Annotated in this window: 21 protein-coding genes; 9 read left to right on the top strand and 12 right to left on the bottom strand. The window is 72.2% G+C overall.

The window, feature by feature from the left end:
* Nucleotides 1-133: 133 nt before the first annotated feature.
* Both MFF56_RS24245 and MFF56_RS24240 read right to left on the bottom strand, forming a co-directional pair.
* Nucleotides 134-1,006 (bottom strand): chorismate mutase, encoded by an 873-nt coding sequence (locus MFF56_RS24245; RefSeq protein WP_066925570.1) that lies wholly within the window; start codon nucleotides 1,004-1,006, stop codon nucleotides 134-136.
* A gap of 51 nt (nucleotides 1,007-1,057) precedes the next feature.
* The gene (locus MFF56_RS24240; protein ID WP_238231448.1) at nucleotides 1,058-2,323 is read right to left on the bottom strand and encodes an acyltransferase family protein; all 1,266 of its coding nucleotides are present in this window, start codon (nucleotides 2,321-2,323) and stop codon (nucleotides 1,058-1,060) included.
* Between the two features lie 284 nt (nucleotides 2,324-2,607).
* On the opposite strand from MFF56_RS24240, the gene metX reads away from it, so the two are divergent.
* Nucleotides 2,608-3,822, top strand: coding sequence for a homoserine O-acetyltransferase MetX (gene metX, locus MFF56_RS24235; RefSeq protein WP_066924563.1), 1,215 nt, complete (start codon nucleotides 2,608-2,610; stop codon nucleotides 3,820-3,822).
* Nucleotides 3,819-4,526: a methionine biosynthesis protein MetW gene (metW, locus tag MFF56_RS24230; protein ID WP_066924561.1), complete on the top strand. Its 708-nt coding sequence runs from the start codon at nucleotides 3,819-3,821 to the stop codon at nucleotides 4,524-4,526. The genes metX and metW overlap by 4 nt, the downstream gene beginning before the upstream one ends.
* A gap of 84 nt (nucleotides 4,527-4,610) precedes the next feature.
* On the opposite strand, the gene MFF56_RS24225 is transcribed toward metW, so the two are convergent.
* Complete coding sequence (locus MFF56_RS24225) at nucleotides 4,611-5,627, bottom strand: alpha/beta fold hydrolase (protein WP_283207443.1); 1,017 nt, start codon at nucleotides 5,625-5,627, stop codon at nucleotides 4,611-4,613.
* A gap of 251 nt (nucleotides 5,628-5,878) precedes the next feature.
* Here MFF56_RS24225 and MFF56_RS24220 point away from each other — a divergent pair, with 251 nt between their 5' ends.
* Entirely contained in the window at nucleotides 5,879-7,198 is a 1,320-nt protein-coding gene (locus MFF56_RS24220) for an MFS transporter (RefSeq protein ID WP_066918070.1), read from the top strand.
* A 154-nt stretch (nucleotides 7,199-7,352) separates the two neighbouring features.
* Here the strand turns inward: MFF56_RS24220 and MFF56_RS24215 are convergent, their stop codons facing one another.
* Nucleotides 7,353-7,688 (bottom strand): SWIB/MDM2 domain-containing protein, encoded by a 336-nt coding sequence (locus MFF56_RS24215; protein ID WP_066918062.1) that lies wholly within the window; start codon nucleotides 7,686-7,688, stop codon nucleotides 7,353-7,355.
* Between the two features lie 357 nt (nucleotides 7,689-8,045).
* On the opposite strand from MFF56_RS24215, the gene MFF56_RS24210 reads away from it, so the two are divergent.
* Nucleotides 8,046-8,480 (top strand): PRC-barrel domain-containing protein, encoded by a 435-nt coding sequence (locus MFF56_RS24210; RefSeq protein WP_066918060.1) that lies wholly within the window; start codon nucleotides 8,046-8,048, stop codon nucleotides 8,478-8,480.
* A gap of 15 nt (nucleotides 8,481-8,495) precedes the next feature.
* Here MFF56_RS24210 and MFF56_RS24205 read toward each other — a convergent pair whose 3' ends face one another.
* From MFF56_RS24205 to MFF56_RS24195, 3 genes are all read right to left on the bottom strand, one after another.
* Entirely contained in the window at nucleotides 8,496-9,104 is a 609-nt protein-coding gene (locus MFF56_RS24205) for a pyridoxamine 5'-phosphate oxidase family protein (RefSeq protein WP_066918064.1), read from the bottom strand.
* Nucleotides 9,105-9,249: 145 nt separating this feature from the next.
* Complete coding sequence (locus tag MFF56_RS24200; protein WP_066918058.1) at nucleotides 9,250-10,131, bottom strand: transporter; 882 nt, start codon at nucleotides 10,129-10,131, stop codon at nucleotides 9,250-9,252.
* 155 nt (nucleotides 10,132-10,286) lie between these two features.
* Nucleotides 10,287-10,775: a hypothetical protein gene (locus MFF56_RS24195; RefSeq protein ID WP_066918056.1), complete on the bottom strand. Its 489-nt coding sequence runs from the start codon at nucleotides 10,773-10,775 to the stop codon at nucleotides 10,287-10,289.
* Nucleotides 10,776-10,847: 72 nt separating this feature from the next.
* Here MFF56_RS24195 and MFF56_RS24190 point away from each other — a divergent pair, with 72 nt between their 5' ends.
* From MFF56_RS24190 to MFF56_RS24180, 3 genes are all read left to right on the top strand, one after another.
* Nucleotides 10,848-11,558, top strand: coding sequence for an NAD-dependent deacylase (locus MFF56_RS24190; RefSeq protein WP_066918054.1), 711 nt, complete (start codon nucleotides 10,848-10,850; stop codon nucleotides 11,556-11,558).
* 218 nt (nucleotides 11,559-11,776) lie between these two features.
* The gene (locus MFF56_RS24185; protein WP_066918052.1) at nucleotides 11,777-11,998 is read left to right on the top strand and encodes a hypothetical protein; all 222 of its coding nucleotides are present in this window, start codon (nucleotides 11,777-11,779) and stop codon (nucleotides 11,996-11,998) included.
* A 527-nt stretch (nucleotides 11,999-12,525) separates the two neighbouring features.
* Nucleotides 12,526-13,299 carry a DUF1194 domain-containing protein gene (locus MFF56_RS24180; RefSeq protein ID WP_308445283.1) on the top strand — a complete coding sequence of 258 codons (774 nt, stop codon included), beginning with the start codon at nucleotides 12,526-12,528 and terminating at the stop codon, nucleotides 13,297-13,299.
* A 12-nt stretch (nucleotides 13,300-13,311) separates the two neighbouring features.
* On the opposite strand, the gene MFF56_RS24175 is transcribed toward MFF56_RS24180, so the two are convergent.
* From MFF56_RS24175 to MFF56_RS24165, 3 genes are all read right to left on the bottom strand, one after another.
* A complete protein-coding gene (locus MFF56_RS24175; RefSeq protein ID WP_066919928.1) occupies nucleotides 13,312-13,689 on the bottom strand; it encodes a hypothetical protein in 378 nt (125 codons plus the stop codon).
* Between the two features lie 90 nt (nucleotides 13,690-13,779).
* Complete coding sequence (locus tag MFF56_RS24170; RefSeq protein ID WP_066919930.1) at nucleotides 13,780-16,131, bottom strand: xanthine dehydrogenase family protein molybdopterin-binding subunit; 2,352 nt, start codon at nucleotides 16,129-16,131, stop codon at nucleotides 13,780-13,782.
* Nucleotides 16,128-16,604 (bottom strand): (2Fe-2S)-binding protein, encoded by a 477-nt coding sequence (locus tag MFF56_RS24165; protein WP_066919932.1) that lies wholly within the window; start codon nucleotides 16,602-16,604, stop codon nucleotides 16,128-16,130. The genes MFF56_RS24170 and MFF56_RS24165 overlap by 4 nt, the downstream gene beginning before the upstream one ends.
* Nucleotides 16,605-17,169: 565 nt before the next feature.
* Between MFF56_RS24165 and MFF56_RS24160 the strand changes: the two genes are divergently transcribed.
* Nucleotides 17,170-17,415, top strand: coding sequence for a hypothetical protein (locus MFF56_RS24160; protein ID WP_066919934.1), 246 nt, complete (start codon nucleotides 17,170-17,172; stop codon nucleotides 17,413-17,415).
* 64 nt (nucleotides 17,416-17,479) lie between these two features.
* Here MFF56_RS24160 and MFF56_RS24155 read toward each other — a convergent pair whose 3' ends face one another.
* Nucleotides 17,480-19,504, bottom strand: coding sequence for a potassium transporter Kup (locus tag MFF56_RS24155; protein ID WP_066919936.1), 2,025 nt, complete (start codon nucleotides 19,502-19,504; stop codon nucleotides 17,480-17,482).
* Between the two features lie 245 nt (nucleotides 19,505-19,749).
* On the opposite strand from MFF56_RS24155, the gene MFF56_RS24150 reads away from it, so the two are divergent.
* Nucleotides 19,750-20,445, top strand: coding sequence for a MarC family protein (locus tag MFF56_RS24150; protein WP_066919938.1), 696 nt, complete (start codon nucleotides 19,750-19,752; stop codon nucleotides 20,443-20,445).
* A gap of 15 nt (nucleotides 20,446-20,460) precedes the next feature.
* Here the strand turns inward: MFF56_RS24150 and MFF56_RS24145 are convergent, their stop codons facing one another.
* Nucleotides 20,461-21,519, bottom strand: a complete 1,059-nt coding sequence (locus MFF56_RS24145; RefSeq protein ID WP_066919940.1) for a hypothetical protein — start codon at nucleotides 21,517-21,519, stop codon at nucleotides 20,461-20,463.
* Nucleotides 21,520-21,701 lie beyond the last annotated feature (182 nt).

Below are 21,701 nucleotides of genomic sequence, written 5' to 3'. Positions count from 1 at the left end.
GCGGGTGCAGGGCGGAGCTCTGCATTTGGTCCCGCCGTCCCGGCTTCGCCGGGTCGGCGGGACCAACCCGGGGCTGCGCGCCCCGGGACCCTGCCAAAGGGTCACAACCCTTTGGGATCCAATGACCTTGCGTTCAGACCCGGAAGCGGGCCGCGTGGCTGCCGGTCTCGTCGAGGGCCGTGACGCCGGCGCCGGCCCGGTCGAGCGCCTCGCCCAGTTGCCGCGTGCCCACGCCGCCCGGCAGGGCCAGCAGCAGGCGCTCGGTCTCGCCCCGAGGCTTGGCCCGCCCCACCACCTCGCCGTAGAGGTCGTGCAGCGCCCGCTCCGCCTCGTCCGGCCATGCCCCGGCCCGCACCGCGTGGAGCACCCAGTCGCGCTGGGCCGCACTCGGGTCGTCGAGCGGCTTGGCCACCACGAAGACCGGCGTGCCGGCCGGGTGCGCGGGCCGCTCGATGAAGGGCAGGCGGGCGATCACCTTCGGGCGGCCCTCGCCGATCAGGCCCTCCCACCACGCCTCGCCCTTGGGCGGGTGCGCGGCACCGTTGGCCGCCCGGCTCTCGAAGCGGAAGATGCCGAGGTCGCCGCGCGAGGCCGCCACCGCCTCGATCACCGCCGCGCAGGTCGGGTGCGGCCGGTAGGGCACCGTGAAGCCGAAATGGAAGCGGGCGGAATCGCGCATCGCCGGGTCGCCGGCCGAGACGTCGGCGTGGACCGAGAACGGCGCCTGCACGTAGGTGAAGGTGGCGATGATGACCCGCCAGATCCCCTCCACGGTGTCGAGGGGCAGCAGCCCGCGGTGCCGCTCGGCCACGCGCCGCATCATCGAGGCCTCGCGGCCGGGGCGGAAGGCCGAGCCCGAGGCGGTGGTGCCCTTCACGGCGATCAGCCGGTCGATGATCGTGCCGCGCTGGATCAGCAGGGCGTGCATCTCGGCGTCGATCCGGTCGATCTCGGCCCGCAGCGCCGCGAGGTCCGCCCCCGGATTGGCTTTGCTGGAGAAGCGCATCGTGCTCGCGTGTGCGGCCGGGCCGCGGCCGGGATGGGGTAGCGCCCTCCTTTACGATTCCCGCGGGCCGAGGGCCAGCGGCAGCGACGGCCCGGCGGGAACAAGCGCGCCCCGTTGAACGGGCGGCCCGCCGAGCGCCGTCGCGAGCGAGGTCCCGGCCTCGGCCACCGAGACGACGGAGGCCGCCGACGGCGCGGCCGCGCCGCCGGGCGACGAGCGGCCCCCGCCCAAGCTGCCCCCGACCAAGCCGCCCCCGCCCAGGAAGAGGGCCGGCGCGCGGAGAGCTGCGGACGGCCGCACGAACAGGCAGGCGGCCGGCGTGCCCCGCAGGACGCGCTCCAGGGCGAGCGGCAGCAGGATGCCGGCGGCGGTCAGCGCGAGGCTCGCGGTGCCGACGTCCAGCGGCACCCCGTAGCGCACCATCCCCGCGCGCAGGAGCGCGACCGGCGCGAAGGCCGCGAGATAGATCACGATGGAGCGGTAGCCCGCATAGGCGAGCGCCGGCCCGGCGGCGCTCCGTTCCAGCAGCGTCGCGAGCGCCGTCACGCCGAACACACCGAGGACGCCGAGCGGCAGCGCGACGAGCGGGGCCTCGCCGACCGTGGCGCATCCGAGGGCCGGGACCACGCGGAAGATCAGGACCCCGTTGACGACGAGCCAGCCCGCCGTCGCCGCGGCGGCGAGAGCCGGGCGGGCGCGCATCCGTTCCCCGAAGGCGAGGATCTGCGGGGCGAGCCGGTAGCCGGCGTAGAAGTACGCGTAGGTGTCGCAGGCGACGTCGAGGAGGTGCCAGCCGCTCCTGATGTCGCTCCCGGCGAGCCCGAGGGCGACGCCCAGCACCACCGGGGTGGCCACGCGCGCGGCGAGCCGCGTCACCAGCGCGAACAGGGCGAGGGCGTAGAGGAACCACAGGGTCGAGAAGGGCTCGACATAGGACCACGCGAAGTGGTTCAGGCTGCCCGCGAGCGTGCCGCCGCCGAGCTGCGGGAAGCGGATCGCCTCCTGGATCAGCAGCCAGAGCGTGTAGAAGTAGAGGTAGTGGAACACCCTCCGCTCGAGGAAGGGGCCCCAGCCCGCGGCGAGGGCGCGCCCGAGGAACAGGCCCGAGAGCGCGAAGAAGGTCGGCATCCGGAAGGGCTGCGCGAAGTCGGCGATCGCGTGGGCGTAGCCCTGCTCGCCGAGTGCGCCCTCCAGGCCGAAGGTGGCGTGCATCAGCACCACGAGGCCGATGCACAGGCCCTTGGCGATCTCCACCCAGGCGAGCGGTGTGCGCTCCGGCACGGCCTGACCTGCGGCGGATTGTGAGACTACGCGCATCGGACGCCCTGGCCGGCGGGGACAAGCAGCCCTCCGGCCCGCCATTCCCGTCCGGGGGCGGTGAAGAATCCGGAAAAGGCGCGCTCCGACGCGAGGTTAGCCTTAACGGCGCGATACCCGCCGGCCGGGCCGCCCGCGCGCCGCGCCGGGATCCTGAACGGCACGCGCAGGTCTGCCCTTTCGTTGACGCCCCCGGCCCCGCATACTACCTCCGGCGGTCACACGAACGTGCCGCGCGCCCTGCACGTGCTCTTCCCAGGGGCGCGCCCGCCAGACGAACGGTCATGGACAACGCCCCCGACACCGCCCTGAGGCCGGCTCCCGCAGCGGAACCCGGCCGCGGGATGCGCCCGAGCCCGGAGCGCAGCCAGGCCCTGGAGCCGCAGAGCCCGGTCGCCCATTTCGGGCCCGACCGGCCGCTCGCGATGGATGCCGGGGTGAACCTGAGCCCGTTCCAGATCGCCTACCAGACCGCCGGCACGCTCAACGCCGACCGCTCCAACGCGGTGCTGATCTGCCACGCGCTCACCGGCGACCAGCACTTCGCCCACCGCCATCCGGTCACCGCCAAGCCCGGCTGGTGGGAGACGCTGGTGGGACCCGGCAAGCCCGTCGACACCGACCGCTACTTCGTGGTCTGCTCGAACGTGATCGGCTCCTGCATGGGCTCGACCGGCCCGGCCTCGCTCGACCCGGCGACGGGCCGGCCCTACGGCCCGGACTTCCCCCTCGTCACCATCCGCGACATGGTCCGGGCCCAGGCGATGCTCGTCGAGCATCTCGGCATCCGCGACCTGTTCCTCTGCATCGGCGGCTCGATGGGCGGGATGCAGGTGCTGCAATGGGCGGCGCTCTACCCCGAGCGCGTCTTCGCCGCGATGCCGATCGCCACGGGGCCGCGCCACTCGGCCCAGAACATCGCCTTCCACGAGGTCGGCCGGCAGGCGATCATGGCCGACCCGGCCTGGGCGGACGGGCGCTACCTCGAGGCGGGCAAGCGGCCGACCAAGGGGCTCGGCGTCGCCCGGATGGGCGCGCACATCACCTACCTGTCGGAGGCAGCGCTCCACCGCAAGTTCGGGCGCCGCTTCCAGGCCGGCAGCGCGCCGACCTTCTCGTTCAGCGCCGACTTCCAGGTGGAGAGCTACCTGCGCCACCAGGGCGTCAGCTTCGTCGAGCGGTTCGACGCCAACGCCTACCTCTATCTGACCCGGGCGATGGACTATTTCGACCTCGCCGAGGATCATGGCGGCGTGCTCGCCAACGCCTTCCGGGGCACCAGGACGCGGTTCTGCGTGATGTCCTTCACCTCCGACTGGCTGTTCCCGACGCGGGAATCCCGCGCCATCGTGCACGCTCTCAACGCGGCCTCCGCGCCCGTCGCCTTCGTGGAGGTCGAGAGCGACAAGGGCCACGACGCCTTCCTGCTCGACGAGCCGGCGATGTACTCCGCCGCCAAGGGCTTCATCGACGCCGCCGCCCGGGCGCGCGGGCTATGAGCGCGCGGACCGTGAGCGGGCGGGCGGCGGCCGACGCACCCTGGGACGCGACCGAGGCCCTGCCGCGCGAGGGCGGCGAGGGGGACGCGCGCGTCGACCACCTCGTCGTGCTGGGCTTCGTGCCCCCCGGCGCACGGGTGCTCGACATCGGCTGCGGCGACGGCACCCTGCTGGCGCTGCTGCGCGACCGGCGCGGCGTGGACGGGCGCGGGATCGAGCTGTCGCGGGCGGGCGTGAACGCCTGCCTGGCGCGCGGCCTCTCGGTGATCCAGGGCGATGCCGACACGGATCTGGCCGCCTACCCCGACGACGCCTTCGACGTGGTGGTCCTGTCCCAGACCATCCAGGCGACCCGCAACCCCCGGATCGTGCTGGAGCACCTGCTGCGCATCGGCCGGCAGGTGATCATCTCCTTCCCGAATTTCGGGCACTGGCGGGTGCGGGCCGAACTCGCCTTCCGCGGGCGGATGCCGGTGACCGAGATCCTGCCGGAGGCGTGGTACGAGACGCCCAACATCCACCACTGCACCATCCGCGACTTCGTCGGCCTGTGCCGGACCGTCGGCGCCAAGATCGAGACCGCCGCGGCGCTGGACGCGCGCGGGCGTCCGATGCGCTTCGCGATGCCCTGGTGGTTCTGGAACCTGATCGGCGCGCAGGGTGTGTTCCTGCTGCGGCGGGACGGCGCGGCCGGGGGCCGGTAGCGGCGTCCTGTGGACCGCTCCGGGTGCGCGGGGCATGAACCGAGCCGTCCTTCCTCCCCCCTCTGAGGGCGGAGGGAGGGCGCGTCAATGCCCGTCGAGGAACTCCAGCACCCGGGCGTTGAAGCGGTCGGTGGCCTCCATGTGGACGAGGTGGCCGACGCCGTCGAACACCTCCGCTTGGCCCTTCGGCATCCGGGCGGCGAGCGCTTGCGCGTTCTCGACGTTGTGCCCCATCTGCGCGGCGAGATCCGGCGGGGCGTAGGGCTTGCCGGGGGCGTTGCGGTCGTTGCCGCCCATCAGGAACAGGGTCGGCGCCTGCACCAGCGGGATCTCGTGCACCACCGGCTGGCCCCAGATCGCCTGGTAGGAGTTCACGAAGGACCGGAGCCAACGCGGGTACTCGCCCGAGCCCTTCACCCGCTCGCGGATCTCCACGAAGGGCTCGATCGTCGATTCCGGCAGGGAAAGGGCGTAGCTCGTCATCAGCTGCTTCCGGTAGGCCGCGGCGGTGAGATCGCCCTCGCGCTTCAGCAGCACGTCGTCCGCGACCGGCGGCACGCTGAAGCGGTAATCCTCCAGCCCGATCGGCGCCTCCAGGACGAGGCTGTTAACCCGCTCCGGCGCGTTGCGGGCAAGCCGCACGGCGAGCATGCCCCCCATCGAGTGGGCCACCACGTCCACCCGGCGCAGACCCAGGGCGTCGAGGAGCGCGGCGGTGTCGGCGGCCATGCGGTCGAAGGTGAAGGGCCCGACGGGCTTGGCCGACTTGCCGAAGCCGAGTTGGTCGGGCGCCACCACCCGGTAGCCCGCGCCCGCGAGCGCGGCGATCACCGGCGCCCAGTAGCTCGACGGGAAGTTGCGCCCGTGGAGCAGCAGCACCGTGCGGCCATTCGGCGTGCCCAGCGGGGCCACGTCCATGTAGGCGAGGCGCTGGGCCTCGCCGTCGCGGCTCAGCGGCAGGTAGGCGACCGGGTACGGGTAGGCGAAGCCCTCCAGCGCGATGCCGAGCGGCTCGGGCGCCTGCGCGGCGGCTGGCAGCGCGAGCGCGAGAGGCGCGCAGAGGGCGAGGCAGAGGGCGGGAAACAGGGCGGTACGGCGCATGTCGGCTCCGGTTCGGTCCGCGCCCGGCAGAACGCATCGATCGCGGCGCGCGGGGTGACATAGGGCACATCGCCCGCCTCGACGGGAGGCACCCTGTCGGCGACAGGAGGGCGACCCCACCGCAGCGGCGGAGCGCGTACAGGATGGCCGAAGCGGCCGGGCAGGCAGAGGGCGGCTTCCGGGGCAGCTCCCGGGGCGACTCCCGGGACAGCACCCAGGACGGGCTGCCGGTGCGCGAGCGGCTGCTCGCCATGCTGGCGATCGCGCTCGCCATGACCATGGCGGTGCTCGACGGGGCCATCGTCAACGTGGCGCTGCCCGTGATGGCGCGCGACCTCTCGGTCTCGGCCGGCGAGGCGATCTTCGTGGTCAACGCCTACCAGATCGCGGTGACGGCCGCGCTGCTGCCGCTGGCCTCGCTCGGCGACATCCTGGGCTATAGGCCGGTCTATCTCGGCGGGCTCGCGGTCTTCGTCGCGGCCTCGCTCGCCTGCGCGCTGGCGCCCACCCTCGACCTGCTGGTCCTCGGCCGCATCGCGCAGGGGCTTGGGGCGGCGGGCGTGATGAGCGTGAACATCGCGCTGGTGCGCTTCATCTACCCGCACCGGATGATCGGGCGGGGCGTCGGCAACGTCGCCCTGGTGGTGGCGGTGGCCTCGGCGGCCGGTCCGACGGTCGCGGCGGCGCTCCTGTCCGTCGCCGCATGGCCCTGGCTGTTCCTCGTGAACATCCCGGTCGGGCTGCTGGCGCTGGCGGTCGCCTCCCGCACTCTGCCGGCCACGCCCCGCAACGGCCGGCGCTTCGATTGGGTCAGCGCTGGGCTCAACGCGCTGACATTCGGTCTCCTCATCGTCGGCATCGACGGACTCGGCGAGCCCGCGCGGCGGCCGCAGGCGCTCGCCGAACTCGCCGGCGCGCTCGTCGTCGGCACCGTCTTCGTGCGCCGGCAGATGCGGCTGCCCGCGCCGCTCCTGCCGGTCGATCTCATGCGGATCCCGGCCTTCGCGCTGTCGATGGCCTCCTCGATCCTGGCCTTCTCGGCGCAGCTCATCGCCTACATCGCCCTACCCTTCTACTTCCAGGACGTTCTGCATCTCTCCGGCACGCAGGCCGGCTTCCTGCTGACGCCCTGGCCGCTCGCCATCGCGATCGCTGCGCCGATCTCGGGGCGGCTCGCCGACCGCTACCCGCCGGGGCTGCTCGGCGGGCTCGGGCTCGCCGTGATGGCGGCGGGCCTCGCGGCCGTGGCGCTGCTGCCGCCCGAGCCCGCCACCCTCGACATCGTCTGGCGCCTCGTGCTCTGCGGGTTCGGCTTCGGCCTGTTCCAGTCGCCGAACAACCGCGTCATCATCACGGCCGCCCCGCGCGAGCGCAGCGGGGGCGCCAGCGGCATGCAATCGACGGCCCGCCTCACCGGACAGTCCCTCGGGGCGGCGCTGGTGGCGGTGGTGTTCGGATTGACGCACGGGCGCGGGGCGGACGCGGCCATCGGCGTCTCGCTCTGGTGTGCCGTGCTTCTGGCACTCGCCGGGATCGTCACCAGCGTCCTGCGGCGGACGCCCGAGCGCTAGGGAGGCGATCGGCGCGCACGGGAGGACCGGCAGCTCCCGGGGCTCCGGTCAGAGGCGGGCCCTTGCGGGGCGGCCGGCATCGCGGCCCAAGCGCGGCCGCGGCTGCGGCCGCCCGGAACGGTCCTGCGAACGAGCGCGCGTCCGGGGTTTCGCCTCAGGACTTGAGGTGCGCGGCGAGGTGCTTGTTCATCTCGAACATCGTGCACTTGTCCTTGCCGAAGACCTTCTTGAGCTTGTCGTCGGCGACGATCTCGCGCTTGTTCTCCGGGTTCTGAAGATTGTGCTTCTTGATGTAGTCCCACACCTTGCTGACCACCTCGCCGCGCGGCAGCGGATCGGTGCCGACGATGGCGCCGAGCTCGGCCGACGGCTTCAGGGGCTGCTGCAGGGCGTTCGGCTTGGTGCCGCCCTCGGCCTTGGTCGCCTTCGGGGCGGCCTTGCCAGCCTCGGGCGCCGCCTTCTTCGCCTTGTCCGTCGTCTTGGTCGCCATGGAATTCCTCCGCTTCACGGGCCGCGGACCCGGACGATGGGACCACAGCCGGGGCAGCATAGCAGCAACAACTAAGCCGTGCGGCCAGCGTTCCAAGGGGAAAGCGGTGGCGGAGGCCTGCTCATCCACAGCGCAAGCGGCGCGCGCGCCAGAGGCGATCGACGTCCGTCCACGGCGGGGATTGCGCAGGCCCGGCGCCAGGTGGGGCGCCGCCCCCGATCCGGAGCCCGTCCGTGACGGCGCCGCGACGCGGAACCGCCACCGCCGCTCGCGCGCTTAACACCCGGCCGGCGGCCCGGGACGCCGTCCCGACATCGCCCCGACATCGCCCGGACATCGACCTGCGCGGATTGCCACATGCCCACCGACCTGCCGAACGAGCGCGCCATCCGGAAGCCTGGGTCGATGGAGCTCGATCCCGCCGCCGAGCCGGTGGCGATCGACGAGACCGCGCGCCTGATCGCCTCGAACAAGGTGGAGGGCACGGCCGTCTACGACCGGCGGGGCGAGCATCTCGGCACGGTGCACAACTTCATGGTCGACAAGGTCTCGGGCCAGGTCGCCTACGCGGTGCTGGCCTTCGGCGGCTTCCTGGGTCTGGGCGAGAACCACCATCCCCTGCCCTGGCGGGCGCTGACCTACAGCACCGAGCTCGGCGGATACGTGGTCGATATCGATCCCGGCGCGCTCGCGGGCGCGCCGAGCCACGGCCCCGGCGAGGACGCCTTCGCGCAGCCCGGTTACGGCGGGCGCGTCGACGAGTGGTACGGCAACCGCCGCGTGCCGGCCTGAGCGGGCCCCCGGCCCTCAGTACAACCGGTTGCGGTAGCCGTCCTCGATGGAGCGGTCGGTCTCGGCGGCGTCTGCGCCCGCGATCTGGTCGGCGAAGATCTGCCCGAGCGTCGGGAAGTCCGGCCGCCGGCCGGCCCCGCGCGTCCAGAGGTCGGAGCGGATCACGGCCTTGCCGCAGTGGAAGAACACCTCCTCGACGCGCACCCGCAACACGGCGCAGGGGAGCTTGCCCTGGGCGGCGAGCGGGGCGAGCGCGTCCGGATCGGTGACGATCTCGGCCCGCCCGTTGACCCGCAGGGTCTCCTGGATCCCCGGCACGAGGAACAGCAGGCCGATCCAGGGATTCTCGGCCACGTTCAGCATCGTGTCGACGCGGCGGTTGCCGGGCCGGTCCGGAAGGAGGAGCGTGCGCGTGTCCGCGACGGCGACGAAGCCCGGCGCGTCCCCGCGGGGGGTGGCGTCGCAGCGCCCCGCAGCGTCCGCCGAGGCGACGACGCAGAAGGGCGAGAGCGCGATGAAGGCGCGGGCGTGCCGGTCGATCCGGTCGAGCTGCTTGGCCTGCGAGCGCTCTGTCGGCGCGCCGTAATGGGCGCGGACCGCCGCATGGTCCAGTCCCTCGCTCATCGTCACCCCCCCTCGGCCCGCCCGGAGCCGCGCGCTCCCCATACCATCGGGTCGGCCGATTCGCCTCGGAATCGGCCGATCCCTCGGTCTGCGGGTCGCGCGCGGCGGGCCCATCCCCGGGAGAGGAGTCCGCGGACGGCCGATGCTACTCCGCCTGCCGTCGCGTCACGAGGGTGCGATTGGGCTCGGCCTCGCCCTTGTCTTGGTAGAGGGGCACGATGGCACGCAGCCAGCCGCGAATCTCGCGGCCGCCGTAGTTGCGCTCGATCACGTCGCGGGTGACGTAGGCCTGCAGGTTGACCGGCCCGAAATTGTAGCCGACGAGGCCGCCCACCGCGACCTGCCCCTGGGCCCGGTAGCGCGCCACGCCGGTCGGCAGGTCGGTGGATCCGAAGGCCACCGCGCCGACCTGCCACTTGCCGAACTTCCGCGTCGCCGTGAGATCGAGGTTCAGGTAGTCGGGGTAGAGGGTGCCGAAGGGCGAGCGCGCGTCGATGAAGACGCCGTAGAGGAGGTTCGCGGTCAGGTTCCAGTCGTTGCCGGTGTAGCTCGCCGCGAAGCGGTGGCTGAGCGAGGCCGACTGGGTCAGGAAGCGGGTCTCGATCGGCAGGTAGCCGCCGAACAGGTAGCTCACGCCGAGGTCGCCCCCGAGATCCCAGGCGAGCTGGGCGGCGAGCAGCGGCTGGCCGATGCCGCTCTGGTAGGGGGTGCCCTGCGGGCTCGCGGCGGCCACCGGCTGGGTGAAGAAGAACTGCAGCCGCGCCCCCGCGACGGTCCAGGGCGTCGCCCAGGCGAAGGTCGGCAGGTTGACGTTCGTCGCGGACTCGCGCGGCAGGGTCCCGCGGACGCCGAAGCTCGACAGGTTGACGAAGTAGAGGCCCACCGGAAGCTGGGCGCCGACCGGCAGGCCGACCGTCTGGCCGGGCTGGGCCGCGGAGGCGGCGAGCGCCGGGCCGCCGGCGGCGACGAGCCAAGCGGCGAGCACAGCCCGCGCGCAGCCGCGCAGGTTCGAGCCGAATCCGGTCATCGCGTCCCCTTGTCGGGCGGCCCCGATGGCTCCCGTCAAGGTTGGACGGCCGTCAGAGCCACGGGCATCCCGCCCCCGCGGCCACGGCGTGCGCAACGACACGGAATCGTCACGCGCGAACCCCTCGGCGCGCGTCTCGAACGTGCGGACCTCGCTCAGCCCCGGCGGAGCTCTCCCGGGCCCGCATGCCGGCCCGCGACCAGCCAGTAGACGAGGCCGGCGGCGGCCCCTGCGAGGAACAGGACCGCGGTCAGCCGCGCCTCGGCCAGCGGCGCGCTGCCGAGCCGGGCGGCGCCCCGACCGAGCCAGGGCAGCGCCGCCGTGAGCAGGCCGCAGCCGAGCCCGTACCAGGCGGAGCCGCGCAGGCGCAGGGTCTCGCCGACGGCCGCGACGAGCAGCGGTGGCACGACGAGGAGCCAGAACAGCACCTGGGCGAGGCCCGCCAGCAGCAGCGCAAGCCCCTCCGGCGGCAGCCCCGCGGAGAGGTCGGCGAGCGCCCCGTCGATGCCGGCCAGCGCCCCCGCGGTGAGCCACGCGCCCGCCACCGGGTCGAGCACCAGGGCGAGGACGAGCACGCCCGCGCCGGCCGGGATCGCCAGCAGCAGGGCGAGGCATGCCACGAAGAGGCGGCCGAGAACATTCATCCGGAGAGACTCGTCGGGGCTGCAGGGGCCGGGCGCCTTGCGGGCCTGCCGCCATGCTATAGCTCGCGCACCATGCTCGGACAGCCGCGACGCATCTTCATCCTCACCGGAGCCGGAATCTCGGCCGAGAGCGGGCTCGGCACGTTCCGCGACCGGGGCGGCCTGTGGCGCCGCCTCGACCCGATGACGCTCGCTACGCCAGAGGCCTTCGCGGCCGACCCGGATCTGGTGCTCGACTTCTACAACCACCGCCGCCGCGCCGCGCTGGCGGCCGAGCCGAACGCCGCGCACAGGGCGCTCGCCCGCGCCGCGGACGCCCTGGCCGCGCGGGGCGGGGACCTGTTCCTCTGCACCCAGAACGTCGATGACCTCCACGAGCGCGCGGGCTCGCCGGAGGTGGTGCACATGCACGGCGAACTGATGACGGCGCGCTGCGTCGCCTGCGGCAGCATCTCGGAGCGCCGCAGCGACCTCCTGCGCCCCGATGCCTGCCCGCATTGCGGCGCGGCGGCCCTGCGCCCCGACGTGGTCTGGTTCGGCGAGATGCCGAAGCACCTCGACCGGATCGAGGCGGCGCTGGCGCGGGCCGACCTGTTCGTCGCGGTCGGAACCTCGGGTGCGGTCTACCCGGCGGCCGGCTATGTCGGCCGCGCGCGGGCACGCGGCATCCCCACCTGCGAGTTGAACCTCGCTCCCTCCGACAACGCCGACGCCTTCGACGCGGCGCGCTACGGCCCGGCGAGCGAGACCGTCCCGGCCTTCCTGGCCGAACTAGGACTATAGGGGTATCGAGGGCTAGATGCCTGAAAGATCATGCACTTTGCTTGATCGATTGCATCACTGACTTGCGCGCCACGCGCTTTTTTAGCCCGAATCATATGTCGGCCAAGTGTCAAGACATGGACCGGTCTGTGTCCCAAGGGGTACAACCGTCGAGCTTGGGCGAGTCGTCGCGGTCGCGCCCAGGCCTTCGTTGAAGCCACAGGGGGACGAGAAGACCCATGCAGAACTTCACCGTAACCGCCCGCGAGCGCGATACCGTTCTGGCAGCCCTGCGCTACTACCAGTTCTACCGGATGCAGGGGCATCCCTTCGATCCGCGCCAGGATCACCTCATCGACGCCATCGCCAGCCACACGGGCGAGGCTCTTGATCTTGCCGAGGTCGACGACCTCTGCGCCGGCCTCAACGGCAACGAGCACGCACTCGCCGCCAACGCCTGAGAGGCACCGCCGGCTTTCGCGACGCGGCCGGTCGCACATCGGGGCGGGACCGCGGGGCGGCCCGAATCCGTCCGCAAGGCTCAACCCCGGGGCGAGCGGTGCGCCCGCCCCTCCACGAACATCCCCCCTTCTCTGGCCGGTCCCGCTACAGGGACCGGGGCGCGCGCGGCGCACCGGCCGACAGGAACGGATCGGGCGCCTCCGCGACCATCGCCCTCCGGGACGCCGGGACACGCCGCCGGCTTCTCCGATCAGTGCCGGCACCATGCGGGCGTAGACCGTCGGCAGGGCGCCGACGGCGAGAAATCTCGAGCCTGTCGTGCATCGTCCCGGCCCGGCGTGTCGGCCCGGCGTCCGGGCTCGTCGTCGGGAGGGGCACAGCCGTCTTCCTGTTCCGGAAGGATTGCGTCGCGGCCGCGCTCGGTTTCGTGCGGAGCCCGACGCGCGCGTCCGTGATAAGCGTCACGCCGGGCCGGAACCGGCCGCACGCGACGGCGCGGGAAGGAATGGGCCCGAGGATGACCCGGATGGTCGAGCGCCTGGGCGCGGGAGCCCTCGCCCTGCTGGCGGCCCTGTCGCCGGCCCGCGCGACGGAGGAGAGCGTCGCCACGGCCCTCGTCGTCTCGGTGGACGTCTCGCAATCGGTCGATGCGGACCGGTTCCGCCTGCAGATGGAGGGCATCGCCGGGGCGCTGGAGGATCCGGCCGTGGTCGCGGCCATCACCGGCAATCCCGGCGGGATCCTGTTCGCGCTCGTGACCTGGGCGGACCGGGCGCAGATGGCGCTCGGCTGGCGCCGGATCGCCTCGCGGGCGGAGGCGGCGGCGACCGCAGCAGCGGTGCGGGCCGTGCCGCGGCAGGCGGGCGAGTTCACCTGCGTCGGGCAGATGATGCGGAGTTTGACGGCGCAGGTGCTGCCGGCCCTGCCGCTGCCCGCCGATCGGGTGGTCGTCGACGTCTCGGGGGACGGCATCGACAACTGCACCGGGCCCGAGGCCATCGAGGCCGCGCGCGAGGCGCTGCTCGCGGCCGGCGCCACCATCAACGGCCTGCCGATCCTGGTGCCGGGCGAGAACGACGTGGTGGGCGCGGGCGCCTTCCGGGCCCCGGGCTACGGCCTGCGCCCGGCGGGCCCCGGTCAGGGCCAGGAGACCACGCTGGACGGCTGGTACCGGGCCAACGTCGTCGGCGGCCCGGGCAGCTTCCTGCTGGCGGCGCGGGGCTACGGCGACTTCGCCCGGGCGCTCCGCCAGAAGTTCGTGCTGGAGATCAGCTGGCTGGAACCCGCGCGCCGTCCCTGACCGTCCCTGCCGTCAGGGCGCCTTCTTCAGCTCCCGCTCGGCCCGCTCCACCGCCGCCTCGCAACCCTTGGCGTCGCCCTTGGCATCGGCCGTGCGGGCCTCGTCGAGGGCGACCTTGGCCTGCTGCGCGGCGTCCGCGCCCTTGCCGGCCTGGGCCGCCTTGTCGGCCGGCGCCGAGCGGGGATCGCTGCCGCCGGCCGTGCCGGTGACGCCCTCGCCCTCGCGCCGGGCCGCCGTCTCCTTGCCGCTGGTCGAGGCCGAGATCGCCTCGGTCGCCTCGCCCCGCACCTGCTTCGACAGGGCGTCGATCCGCTGCGAGCACGGCGAGGCGAGAGCCGGGGTGCAGAGGGTGCAGGCCAGGGCCGCCGCGAGCCACGCGTTACGCTTCATCCCGAACGATCCTCTCGGAAACACAAAGGGCCGCGGGATCGAAGGATCCCGCGGCCCATCAACGTTCCGTGCCGCCCTACGGCTCCCGGATCAGGCGCTGGTCGCCTGGGCGCGGATCGGCAGCTGGCGCACGCGCCGGCCGGTCGCGGCGAAGACCGCGTTGGCGATGGCCGGGGCGATCGGGGGCACGCCCGGCTCGCCGACGCCGCCGAGCGGGCCGTCGTAGCCGGAGGACGGGATGATGTGCACGCGCACCTCCTTCGGGGCGGCGTCGATCCGGACGATCTCGTAGCCGTCGAAGTTGTTCTGCTGCGCGCGGCCCTCCTTGAAGGTGATCTCGGAGGTGAGCGCGAGGCCCATCCCCATGATCACCGCGCCCTCCATCTGCGAGCGGATGCGCTCCGGGTTCACCTGGGGCCCGCAATCGACCGCGATGTCGATGGCATTGACCTTCACCTCGCCCTTGGCATCGACCTCCACCTCGGCCGCCGCCGCCGTGTAGGTGACGAAGCTGTAGTGGCCGGCGATGCCGAGGCCGCGGCCCTTCTCCATCTTGCGGCCCCACTTGGCCCCGTCCGCCACCGCCTCGATCACCCGGCGCAGGCGCCCGGTCTCGATCGGATAGCGCTTCGGGTCCTCGCCGTAGTTCCAGACGTCGCCGATCTCGACCGGGTCGATCTTACGGGCCGGCCCGATCAGCTCCAGCAGGTACTCCTTCGGGTCGCGGCCCGCCTTGTGGGCGAGTTCGGCCACGAAGGACTGGATCGCGAAGGCGTGCGGGATGTTCGAGACCGAGCGGAACCAGCCGATGCGGACATGGGCCGGGGCCGCCGGGTTCTCCAGGCGGATGTTCTTGATGTTGAGCGGGTTGTTGACGAGCCCCATGCCGAGCTCGAAGGGCAGCTCGTGCTTCGGGTCGGGCGCGAAGATCGAGCCGATGGTCGGCGCGACCGAGCGGTGTAGCCAGGCCACCGGCATGCCCTTCTCGTCGAGCCCAGCCTCGATCCGTTCGACCGAGATGGTGTGGTAGTAGCCGTGGTGCAGGTCGTCCTCGCGGGTCCAGGTCAGCTTGACCGGGGCACCGTCGACGGCTTGGCTACAGAGCGCCGCCTCGACCACGTAGTCGGGCTTCGACTTGCGGCCGAAGCCGCCGCCGAGCAGCGTCACGTTCACCCGCACCTTGTCGGCGGGCAGGTTGAGCCGCTTCATCAGGCGGTCGTGCGCCGCCTGCGGCCCCTGCGTGCAGGCCCAGGCCTCGCACTGGCCGTCCTTCACCCGCGCGACCGCGGCCGGGGGCTCCATCGGCGCCTGGGCGAGGTGGGGGACGAAGTACTCGGCCTCGTGGCGGGCCTTGGCTTTGGCCATCGCCCCGTCCACGTCGCCCTGGTTGCGCACCACCTTGCCGGGCTGGCGGGCGGCGGCTTCCAGCTCCTTGCGGAAGGCGTCGGTGTCGTAAGAGGCGTTCGGGCCGTCGTCCCAGGTGATCTTGAGGGCGTCACGGCCCTTCATGGCAGCCCAGGTGTTCTTGGCGATCACCGCGACGCCGCCGAGCGGCATGAACTCGGAGGGGATCTCGCCGCCCTCGATGCGCACGGTCTTGACCACGCCCGCGACCTTCAGGGTCTCGGAATCGTCCACGCTCTTGATCTTGCCGCCGTAGACCGGCGGGCGGGCGATCACCGCGTAGAGCATCCCGTCGAGCTTGATGTCGGCCCCGTAGACCGCCTTGCCGGTGCTGATGTCGTGGTTGTCGATCAGCCCGATCTTGCCGGTGCCGATGTAGCGGAAGGCCTTGGGGTCCTTCAGCTTGACGCTCTCGCGGGCCGGGACCGGCAGCTCGGCCGCGGCCTCGGCCACGTCGCCGTAGCCGAGCGTCTTGCCCGACTTGGCGTGGACGAGCTGGTGGTTCTCGGCCCTGACCTCGGAGGCCGGCACGCCCCACTGCTTGGCGGCGGCCTGGACCAGCATCAGGCGCGCGGCGGCGCCCACGTGGCGGAAATGCGGGAAGAAGTGGCGCAGCGAGCGCGAGCCGTCGGTGTCCTGGTTGCCGAAGCGCTCCTCGTCGCCGTAGGCCTGGGTCACCTTGACCTTCGCCCAATCGGCCTCGAGCTCGTCCGCCACCACCAGGGCGACCGAGGTGCGCACGCCCTGGCCCATGTCGGAGCGGTGGTTCGTCACCGTGACGGTGCCGTCCTTGGCGATCGCCACGAAGATCTTCGGGTCGTCGCGCCAGCCGTGCGGCATGCCGTCGGCGCCAAACTTCTTGGCCTTCTGCTCCTCGGTCTGGCCCTCGTCGGCGCGCGCGCGGTCGGAGAACGAGAGCGCCAGCACGAGGGCGCCGAGGCCGCCGAGCACGCCGCGGCGGCTGGCATTGGCGAGGATCGGGGTCGACGCGGCGGCGCCGCTCTCACGCTCGGCCATCATCTTGAGTTCGTGGATCACAGGCGCTCTCCCTTGTTGGCGGGCGCCTGACCGGCGGCCTGGTGGATCGCCGCGCGGATGCGCGGGTAGGTGCCGCAGCGGCAGATGTTGCCGCTCATCGCCTCGTCGATCTGCTGGTCGGAGGGCTTCGGCGTGTCCTTGAGGAGGGCCGCGGCCTGCATGATCTGGCCGCACTGGCAGTAGCCGCACTGGGCGACGTTGAGGTCGCGCCACGCGGCCTGGACCGGGTGGTTGCCGTCGGGCGAGAGCCCCTCGATCGTCACGACCTCCTGGCCCTCGGCCGCCGAGACCGGGGTGACGCAGGAGCGGGCGGCGGTACCGCCGAGGTGGATCGTACAGGCGCCGCAGAGCGCGGCGCCGCAGCCGAACTTGCTGCCGACGAGGCCGAGCTCGTCGCGCAGGTACCAGAGGAGCGGCATGTCGGGATCGCCGTCGAAGCTTCGCGGCGCTCCGTTCACGGTGAGTTTGATCATCGCTTCGTCCTTCTCGCCCGCAAGCCGCGAGCCCGCTGACGGCCCCGCCTTCGCGGACGGGCCTCGATGGATCCAACCGGCGCGGCGCCCGCGGGGTCCGGGCGGCCCGGATCTTCGGGCGTGCCGGGACGAGGACCGGCCGCGGCGCGGCCCATGGGCCGGATCGCGGCGCCCCCCGGTGCGCGCTCTCAAGTCGGAATAAGAAGCGTTCTAGACATGCCGGTGCCGCAGGGCAACGCGGGCACGTGGCCGCATGGATCGCGAGGGCGGCGTCCAACACATGGTATGTGACGTTGCGCACACGGCATACCGGATGGTGCCTAGGGGGTTAGACCTCCGCGCGCGGCGGCCCTCGCCACGCGGCGTCGCGACCCGCGGAGGCAACCCAGAGCGAGGGCCCGCGTTGACAGGGCAAGGCAAGCTCGGCCGTACGACGAAGCCGCGCCATCAACAGGAAACGCGCGCGGCCGGGTCGGCCCCGCAAGCATTCGATCACCTGCTCCCTGCCATCCTCAGGCGCCGCGGAACGGCGCAACCAGCATCGCGAACGGAAAGTCCCCGGATCATGAAGGCACTCGGCGCCCTCACCCTCATCGCTCTGCTCGCCGCCGGCCCGACGCTGGCCGAGCCCAGCGCGGCCCAGCGCGCCGCCTGCACGCCGGACGTGATGCGCCTCTGCGCCTCCGCCATCCCGAATGTCGGCGCGATCAAGACCTGCCTGCGCGCCCAGCGCGCCAGCCTGAGCGCCGAGTGCCGCGTGGCGGTGGATGCGGGCGAGGGCCCGCGGACGCGGGCGGCGGCGCGATCCTGAGGCGGAGCGCGCGGTCGGAGCGCATCCCCTCTCCCCGTACGCGGGGAGAGGGGGATTTTCCGCCCTACACCGTCACCTGCGTGCCCACCTCGACCACGCGCCCCGTCGGGATCTGGAAGAAGTCCGTGGCGTCGTTGGCGTTCTTGGCCAGCGTGATGAAGATCCGGTCCTGCCAGAGCGGCATGCCGGAATGCGCGGCCGGGCGGATCGAGCGGCGCGAGAGGAAGAACGACGTCGCCATGATGTCGAACTTGAAGCCCTGGCGGCGCAGCAGGGTCAGGGTCTTGGGGATGTTCGGCGTCTCCATGTAGCCGAACTTCATCACCACCTTGAAGAAGTGCGGCCCGATCGGCTCGATGCGGACCTTGTCGGCCTCGTTCGAGCGCGGGGTGTCGACCGTCTCCACGGTCAGCACGACGTTCTTCTCGTGCAGCACCTTGTTGTGCTTCAGGTTGTGCAGGAGCGCCGCCGGGGCGATCTCGGGGTCGCTCGTCAGGAAGACGGCCGTGCCGCGCACGTGGTGGGGCGGGCTCTTCTCCAGCATGCCGACGAGTTCGAGGATCGGCACGTCGGTCTTGCGGGTCTTGTTGAACAGGATCGTGACGCCCCGGACCCAGGTCCACATCAGCACGATCAGGCCGCCGGCCAGAATGAGGGGCACGTAGCCGCCCTCGACGACCTTGAACAGGTTCGAGAGCAGGAACAGGAACTCGATCACGATGAAGGGCAGCATCACCGCCGCCGACAGCCAGGGCGACCAGCGCCAGAGCCGCCACATCACCAGATAGGTCATGGTGGCGGTGAGCAGCATCGTGCCGGTGACCGCGATGCCGTAGGCGGAGGCCAGCGACGAGGAGGTGCGGAACACCACCGCCAGCGCCACGACGCCGATGAGCAGCAGGGTGTTGATCTGCGGCAGGTAGATCTGGCCCGAATGCGATTCGGAGGTGTGGCGGATCTCCATGCGCGGCAGGAGGCCGAGCTGGATCGCCTGGCGCGAGAGCGAGAAGGCGCCGGTGATCACCGCCTGGCTCGCCGTGACGGTGGCCAGCGTCGCCAGGATCACCATCGGCAGCAGCCCCCATTCGGGTACGAGCTGGTAGAACGGGTCCGAGGTGTCGGGCTTCTCCAGCACCAGGGCGGTCTGCCCCAGATAGTTCAGGGCGAGCGCCGGGAAGACGAGGCCGATCCAGGCGACCTGGATGGGCTTGCGCCCGAAATGACCGAGGTCCGCGAAGAGCGCCTCGGCGCCGGTCACCGCCAGGAAGACGGCGCCGAGCGCGATCAGCGCGCCGCTGCCGTGGCCGAGCAGGTAGTGCACCGCGTACCACGGGTTGAAGGCCGTGAAGACCACCGGGTTGCGCACGATGTGCGGCAGGGCCGCAGCCGCCAGCGCCAGGAACCACACCACCATCACGGGCCCGAAGAAGGCCGCGACCTTGCTGGTGCCCCGGCTCTGGACGAGGAACAGAGCGACGATGATCGCCACCGTGATCGGCAGCACGTAGTGCTCGAAGGCGGGGGTGACGAGCTTCAGGCCCTCCACCGCCGAGAGCACCGAGATCGCGGGCGTGATCACCGCGTCGCCGTAGAACAGGGCGGCGCCGAGGAGACCCAGCGTCAGCACGATGCGCGAGCCGCCGAGCGCCTTGCGGGCGAGCGCCATCAGCGAGAGGATCCCGCCCTCGCCGTTGTTGTCCATGCGGAGCAATATGGCGACGTACTTGACCGTGACGATCAGGAAGAGCGCCCAGAGGATCAGCGAGGCGGTGCCCAGCACCTCCTCGGCGAGCAGGATGTTGTCGGCGCGCGACGGCCCGAGCGCCTCGCGGAAGGCGTAGAGCGGGCTGGTGCCGATATCGCCGTAGACGACGCCGACCGAGCCGACGACGAGCCCCCAGAAGCTGGCGGGCCGGTGGCCGTCCTCGCCGTCCACGGAGCCGGCGGCGGTCGTCGGGGTCTCGGCCGGGGCAGTCCCGGCGACGGGCTCCTTCTCGGCGACAGGCTCCTGGCCGTGACTCGGCGCAGGGGCAGGCTGGTCCGCGGCTCTGGGGTCTGCCGGGACGCTCGGATGGGCGGTTTGCGTCATCGGATGTGATCGAGGCTCGGGCCTGTCCGGCGCTTCGCTGGAGTGATCGGGATCCTCGCGGGAGGATGCGACAGGGACGCGAAAAGCTTGCCGGGCGCACGGCTCGGGGGCCGGCGCATGAAGGGATCGTGAGGCGTTAGCTAGCACGCCCCCGCCCGGCCGGAAACTGCGACCTGCGGGGCGCCGCGCTCCGAATCCGGCCCGTGATGCTATAGGCGCCCGCGTCACCGGAGGGCTTGCGCAGCATGAGCATCGAATCGGCCGTCCAGAGCTTCCTGTTCGCGCTCTCCAGCCTGTTCTCCATCGTCAACCCGGTCGGCGGCGCGCTGATCTTCGCGCAGGTCACGGCGGCCAACAGCCACGCCGAGCGCGTCGAGCTGGCGCGGCGGATCGGGGTCTACGCCGCGCTCGTCATGCTGGCCGCCCTCTGGGCGGGGGCGCCGATCCTGAACTTCTTCGGCGTCTCGCTGGGCGCGCTCAGGATCGCGGGGGGCCTCGTCGTCGCGGCCTCGGCCTGGGGCCTGCTCAACCGGCCGGAGGCGCGGGAGGCGCGCAAGCAGGCGGAGGTGGGCGGCGAGGTCGGGCCGAAGGAGGCGGTCCGCAGCCGGGACGCGCTCGCAGAGATCGCCTTCTTCCCGCTCACCCTGCCCTTCACCACCGGGCCCGGCACCATCGCGGTGGCGATCACCCTGGGCTCGAACCGGCCCGGGCCGATGGCGGACCGGCTCGGCTTCTACGTCGCGGTCTCGGCCGCCGCGCTCTGCGTCGCGCTGCTCGCCGCCCTGCTCTACGCTTCGGCCGACCGGGTGGTGCGGCTGATCGGGCCCGTGGGTGCCCGGGTGCTCGGGCGCCTCTTCGCCTTCCTGCTCCTCTGCGTCGGGACCCAGATCACCATCAGCGGGATCACCGACGTGTTCGGCCCGATGTTCGCCGGGCGCTGAGGGCACGCGGCTCCCTCAGATCACCGGCACCCCGGCAAGCCCGGCCGGCGCCCCGAACAGGAGGGCGTGGCCGACGTAGTAGAGGGCCAGGAAGCCCGCCAGCGCCGCGCCGTACCAGGCGGGGGCCAGCACCGCGTCGCGGACCCGGACGGGGCTGCGGGCGTCGTCGGCGGCGATGCCGAGCAGCACCACGATGATGCCGGAATGCCCGATCGCGTCGACCTTGCCGAACTCGAAGATGGCCGACACGAAGACCGCCGCCAGGATCACCGCGCTCGTCCGGCGCACCAGGGGCGTCCAGACCAGGGCGAAGGCCAGGGTGAACTCGATGACGCCCGCGGCCTTCATGAACAGCTCCGGCGAGGCGCCCATGGTCATCTGCGGCTTGGCGGCGATCAGCGGCGCGGTCCAGTCCGGATAGGCCCACTTCTCGACGGAGGCCCACATCAGCGTGACGGCGGCGGCGTAGCGCACCACGTCGAGCGGGCGGATGCCGAAGAGCGTGCGGCCGGTGCCGGTGAGGACGAGGTAGGCGGCGACCCCGAGGAAGACCGGGTAGTCGGCCAAGTGGAAGACGCCGTAGGTCCAGGTCGCGTAGCCGAACAGGAAGACGATGCCGAGGCCGGTGAGCGCCATGGTCTGGCGCCAGATCAGCAGGACGGCGAGGCCCAGTTGCAGCCACGGGATCCAGGCCGCGTCGGTCTTCAATTCCGGCGTCAGGATGATGCCGCCGAGCGACCAGAGCGAGACGAAGAAGAAGCCGAGCGTCGCCCGGACCAGGGTCTCGGTGTCGGCCCGGATCCGTGAGGTCACCCGGTCGAGGGCGTTGAGGAGCGCGGTGCCGAGCGGCGTGCCCTCGGCGAGGCAGCCGAACATCAGGCAGAGCACCGAGAGCGCGACGAGCCACTCGAAGTCGGCGCAGAGCACCTGCTCGAGCCCGCGGGGCTGGCCGGCGACGTCGAAGGCGCAGAACCACTTCACGTGGGCGCTCGCCTCCGTCGCCAACGGAACCAGGGGTAGGGCGAGAGCCGAGGCGAGACCGAAACGGAACCCGTTCCCCTTGGGCGAGCGCATGAAAGCCTCGGTATTAGGCAAGTCCGTCAAAAGCTGACATCGCTATTTACCGATGGTTCATCTTGATCGCCAAGGTGGCGTTAAGACCTCCTTAAGGAAATAGTTAACGCTGTGCGTTGCGTGGAGAAGCCTGGATTCGTCTCGGGCCGAGGCATCGCGAGGGAGCGGCCTTGTCCACAGCC

This window comes from Methylobacterium hispanicum, assembly GCF_022179285.1.
Classification (GTDB): Bacteria; Pseudomonadota; Alphaproteobacteria; order Rhizobiales; family Beijerinckiaceae; genus Methylobacterium; species Methylobacterium hispanicum.
Note: the sequence above shows the minus strand (reverse complement) of the source record. Positions and strands in the feature narration are given on the sequence as shown.

Excerpts from the sequence above, each read along its gene's own strand:
- MFF56_RS24220 (WP_066918070.1), top strand. The coding sequence starts at position 5,879 with ATGCTGGCGATCGCGCTCGCCATGACCATGGCGGTGCTCGACGGGGCC.
- MFF56_RS24145 (WP_066919940.1), bottom strand. The coding sequence starts at position 21,519 with ATGCGCTCGCCCAAGGGGAACGGGTTCCGTTTCGGTCTCGCCTCGGCT.
- MFF56_RS24240 (WP_238231448.1), bottom strand. The coding sequence starts at position 2,323 with ATGCGCGTAGTCTCACAATCCGCCGCAGGTCAGGCCGTGCCGGAGCGC.
- metX (WP_066924563.1), top strand. The coding sequence starts at position 2,608 with ATGGACAACGCCCCCGACACCGCCCTGAGGCCGGCTCCCGCAGCGGAA.
- MFF56_RS24185 (WP_066918052.1), top strand. The coding sequence starts at position 11,777 with ATGCAGAACTTCACCGTAACCGCCCGCGAGCGCGATACCGTTCTGGCA.
- MFF56_RS24190 (WP_066918054.1), top strand. The coding sequence starts at position 10,848 with ATGCTCGGACAGCCGCGACGCATCTTCATCCTCACCGGAGCCGGAATC.
- MFF56_RS24200 (WP_066918058.1), bottom strand. The coding sequence starts at position 10,131 with ATGACCGGATTCGGCTCGAACCTGCGCGGCTGCGCGCGGGCTGTGCTC.
- MFF56_RS24180 (WP_308445283.1), top strand. The coding sequence starts at position 12,526 with ATGGTCGAGCGCCTGGGCGCGGGAGCCCTCGCCCTGCTGGCGGCCCTG.
- MFF56_RS24160 (WP_066919934.1), top strand. The coding sequence starts at position 17,170 with ATGAAGGCACTCGGCGCCCTCACCCTCATCGCTCTGCTCGCCGCCGGC.
- MFF56_RS24155 (WP_066919936.1), bottom strand. The coding sequence starts at position 19,504 with ATGACGCAAACCGCCCATCCGAGCGTCCCGGCAGACCCCAGAGCCGCG.
- MFF56_RS24150 (WP_066919938.1), top strand. The coding sequence starts at position 19,750 with ATGAGCATCGAATCGGCCGTCCAGAGCTTCCTGTTCGCGCTCTCCAGC.
- MFF56_RS24175 (WP_066919928.1), bottom strand. The coding sequence starts at position 13,689 with ATGAAGCGTAACGCGTGGCTCGCGGCGGCCCTGGCCTGCACCCTCTGC.
- MFF56_RS24225 (WP_283207443.1), bottom strand. The coding sequence starts at position 5,627 with ATGCGCCGTACCGCCCTGTTTCCCGCCCTCTGCCTCGCCCTCTGCGCG.
- MFF56_RS24245 (WP_066925570.1), bottom strand. The coding sequence starts at position 1,006 with ATGCGCTTCTCCAGCAAAGCCAATCCGGGGGCGGACCTCGCGGCGCTG.
- MFF56_RS24195 (WP_066918056.1), bottom strand. The coding sequence starts at position 10,775 with ATGAATGTTCTCGGCCGCCTCTTCGTGGCATGCCTCGCCCTGCTGCTG.
- MFF56_RS24215 (WP_066918062.1), bottom strand. The coding sequence starts at position 7,688 with ATGGCGACCAAGACGACGGACAAGGCGAAGAAGGCGGCGCCCGAGGCT.
- metW (WP_066924561.1), top strand. The coding sequence starts at position 3,819 with ATGAGCGCGCGGACCGTGAGCGGGCGGGCGGCGGCCGACGCACCCTGG.
- MFF56_RS24210 (WP_066918060.1), top strand. The coding sequence starts at position 8,046 with ATGCCCACCGACCTGCCGAACGAGCGCGCCATCCGGAAGCCTGGGTCG.
- MFF56_RS24165 (WP_066919932.1), bottom strand. The coding sequence starts at position 16,604 with ATGATCAAACTCACCGTGAACGGAGCGCCGCGAAGCTTCGACGGCGAT.
- MFF56_RS24205 (WP_066918064.1), bottom strand. The coding sequence starts at position 9,104 with ATGAGCGAGGGACTGGACCATGCGGCGGTCCGCGCCCATTACGGCGCG.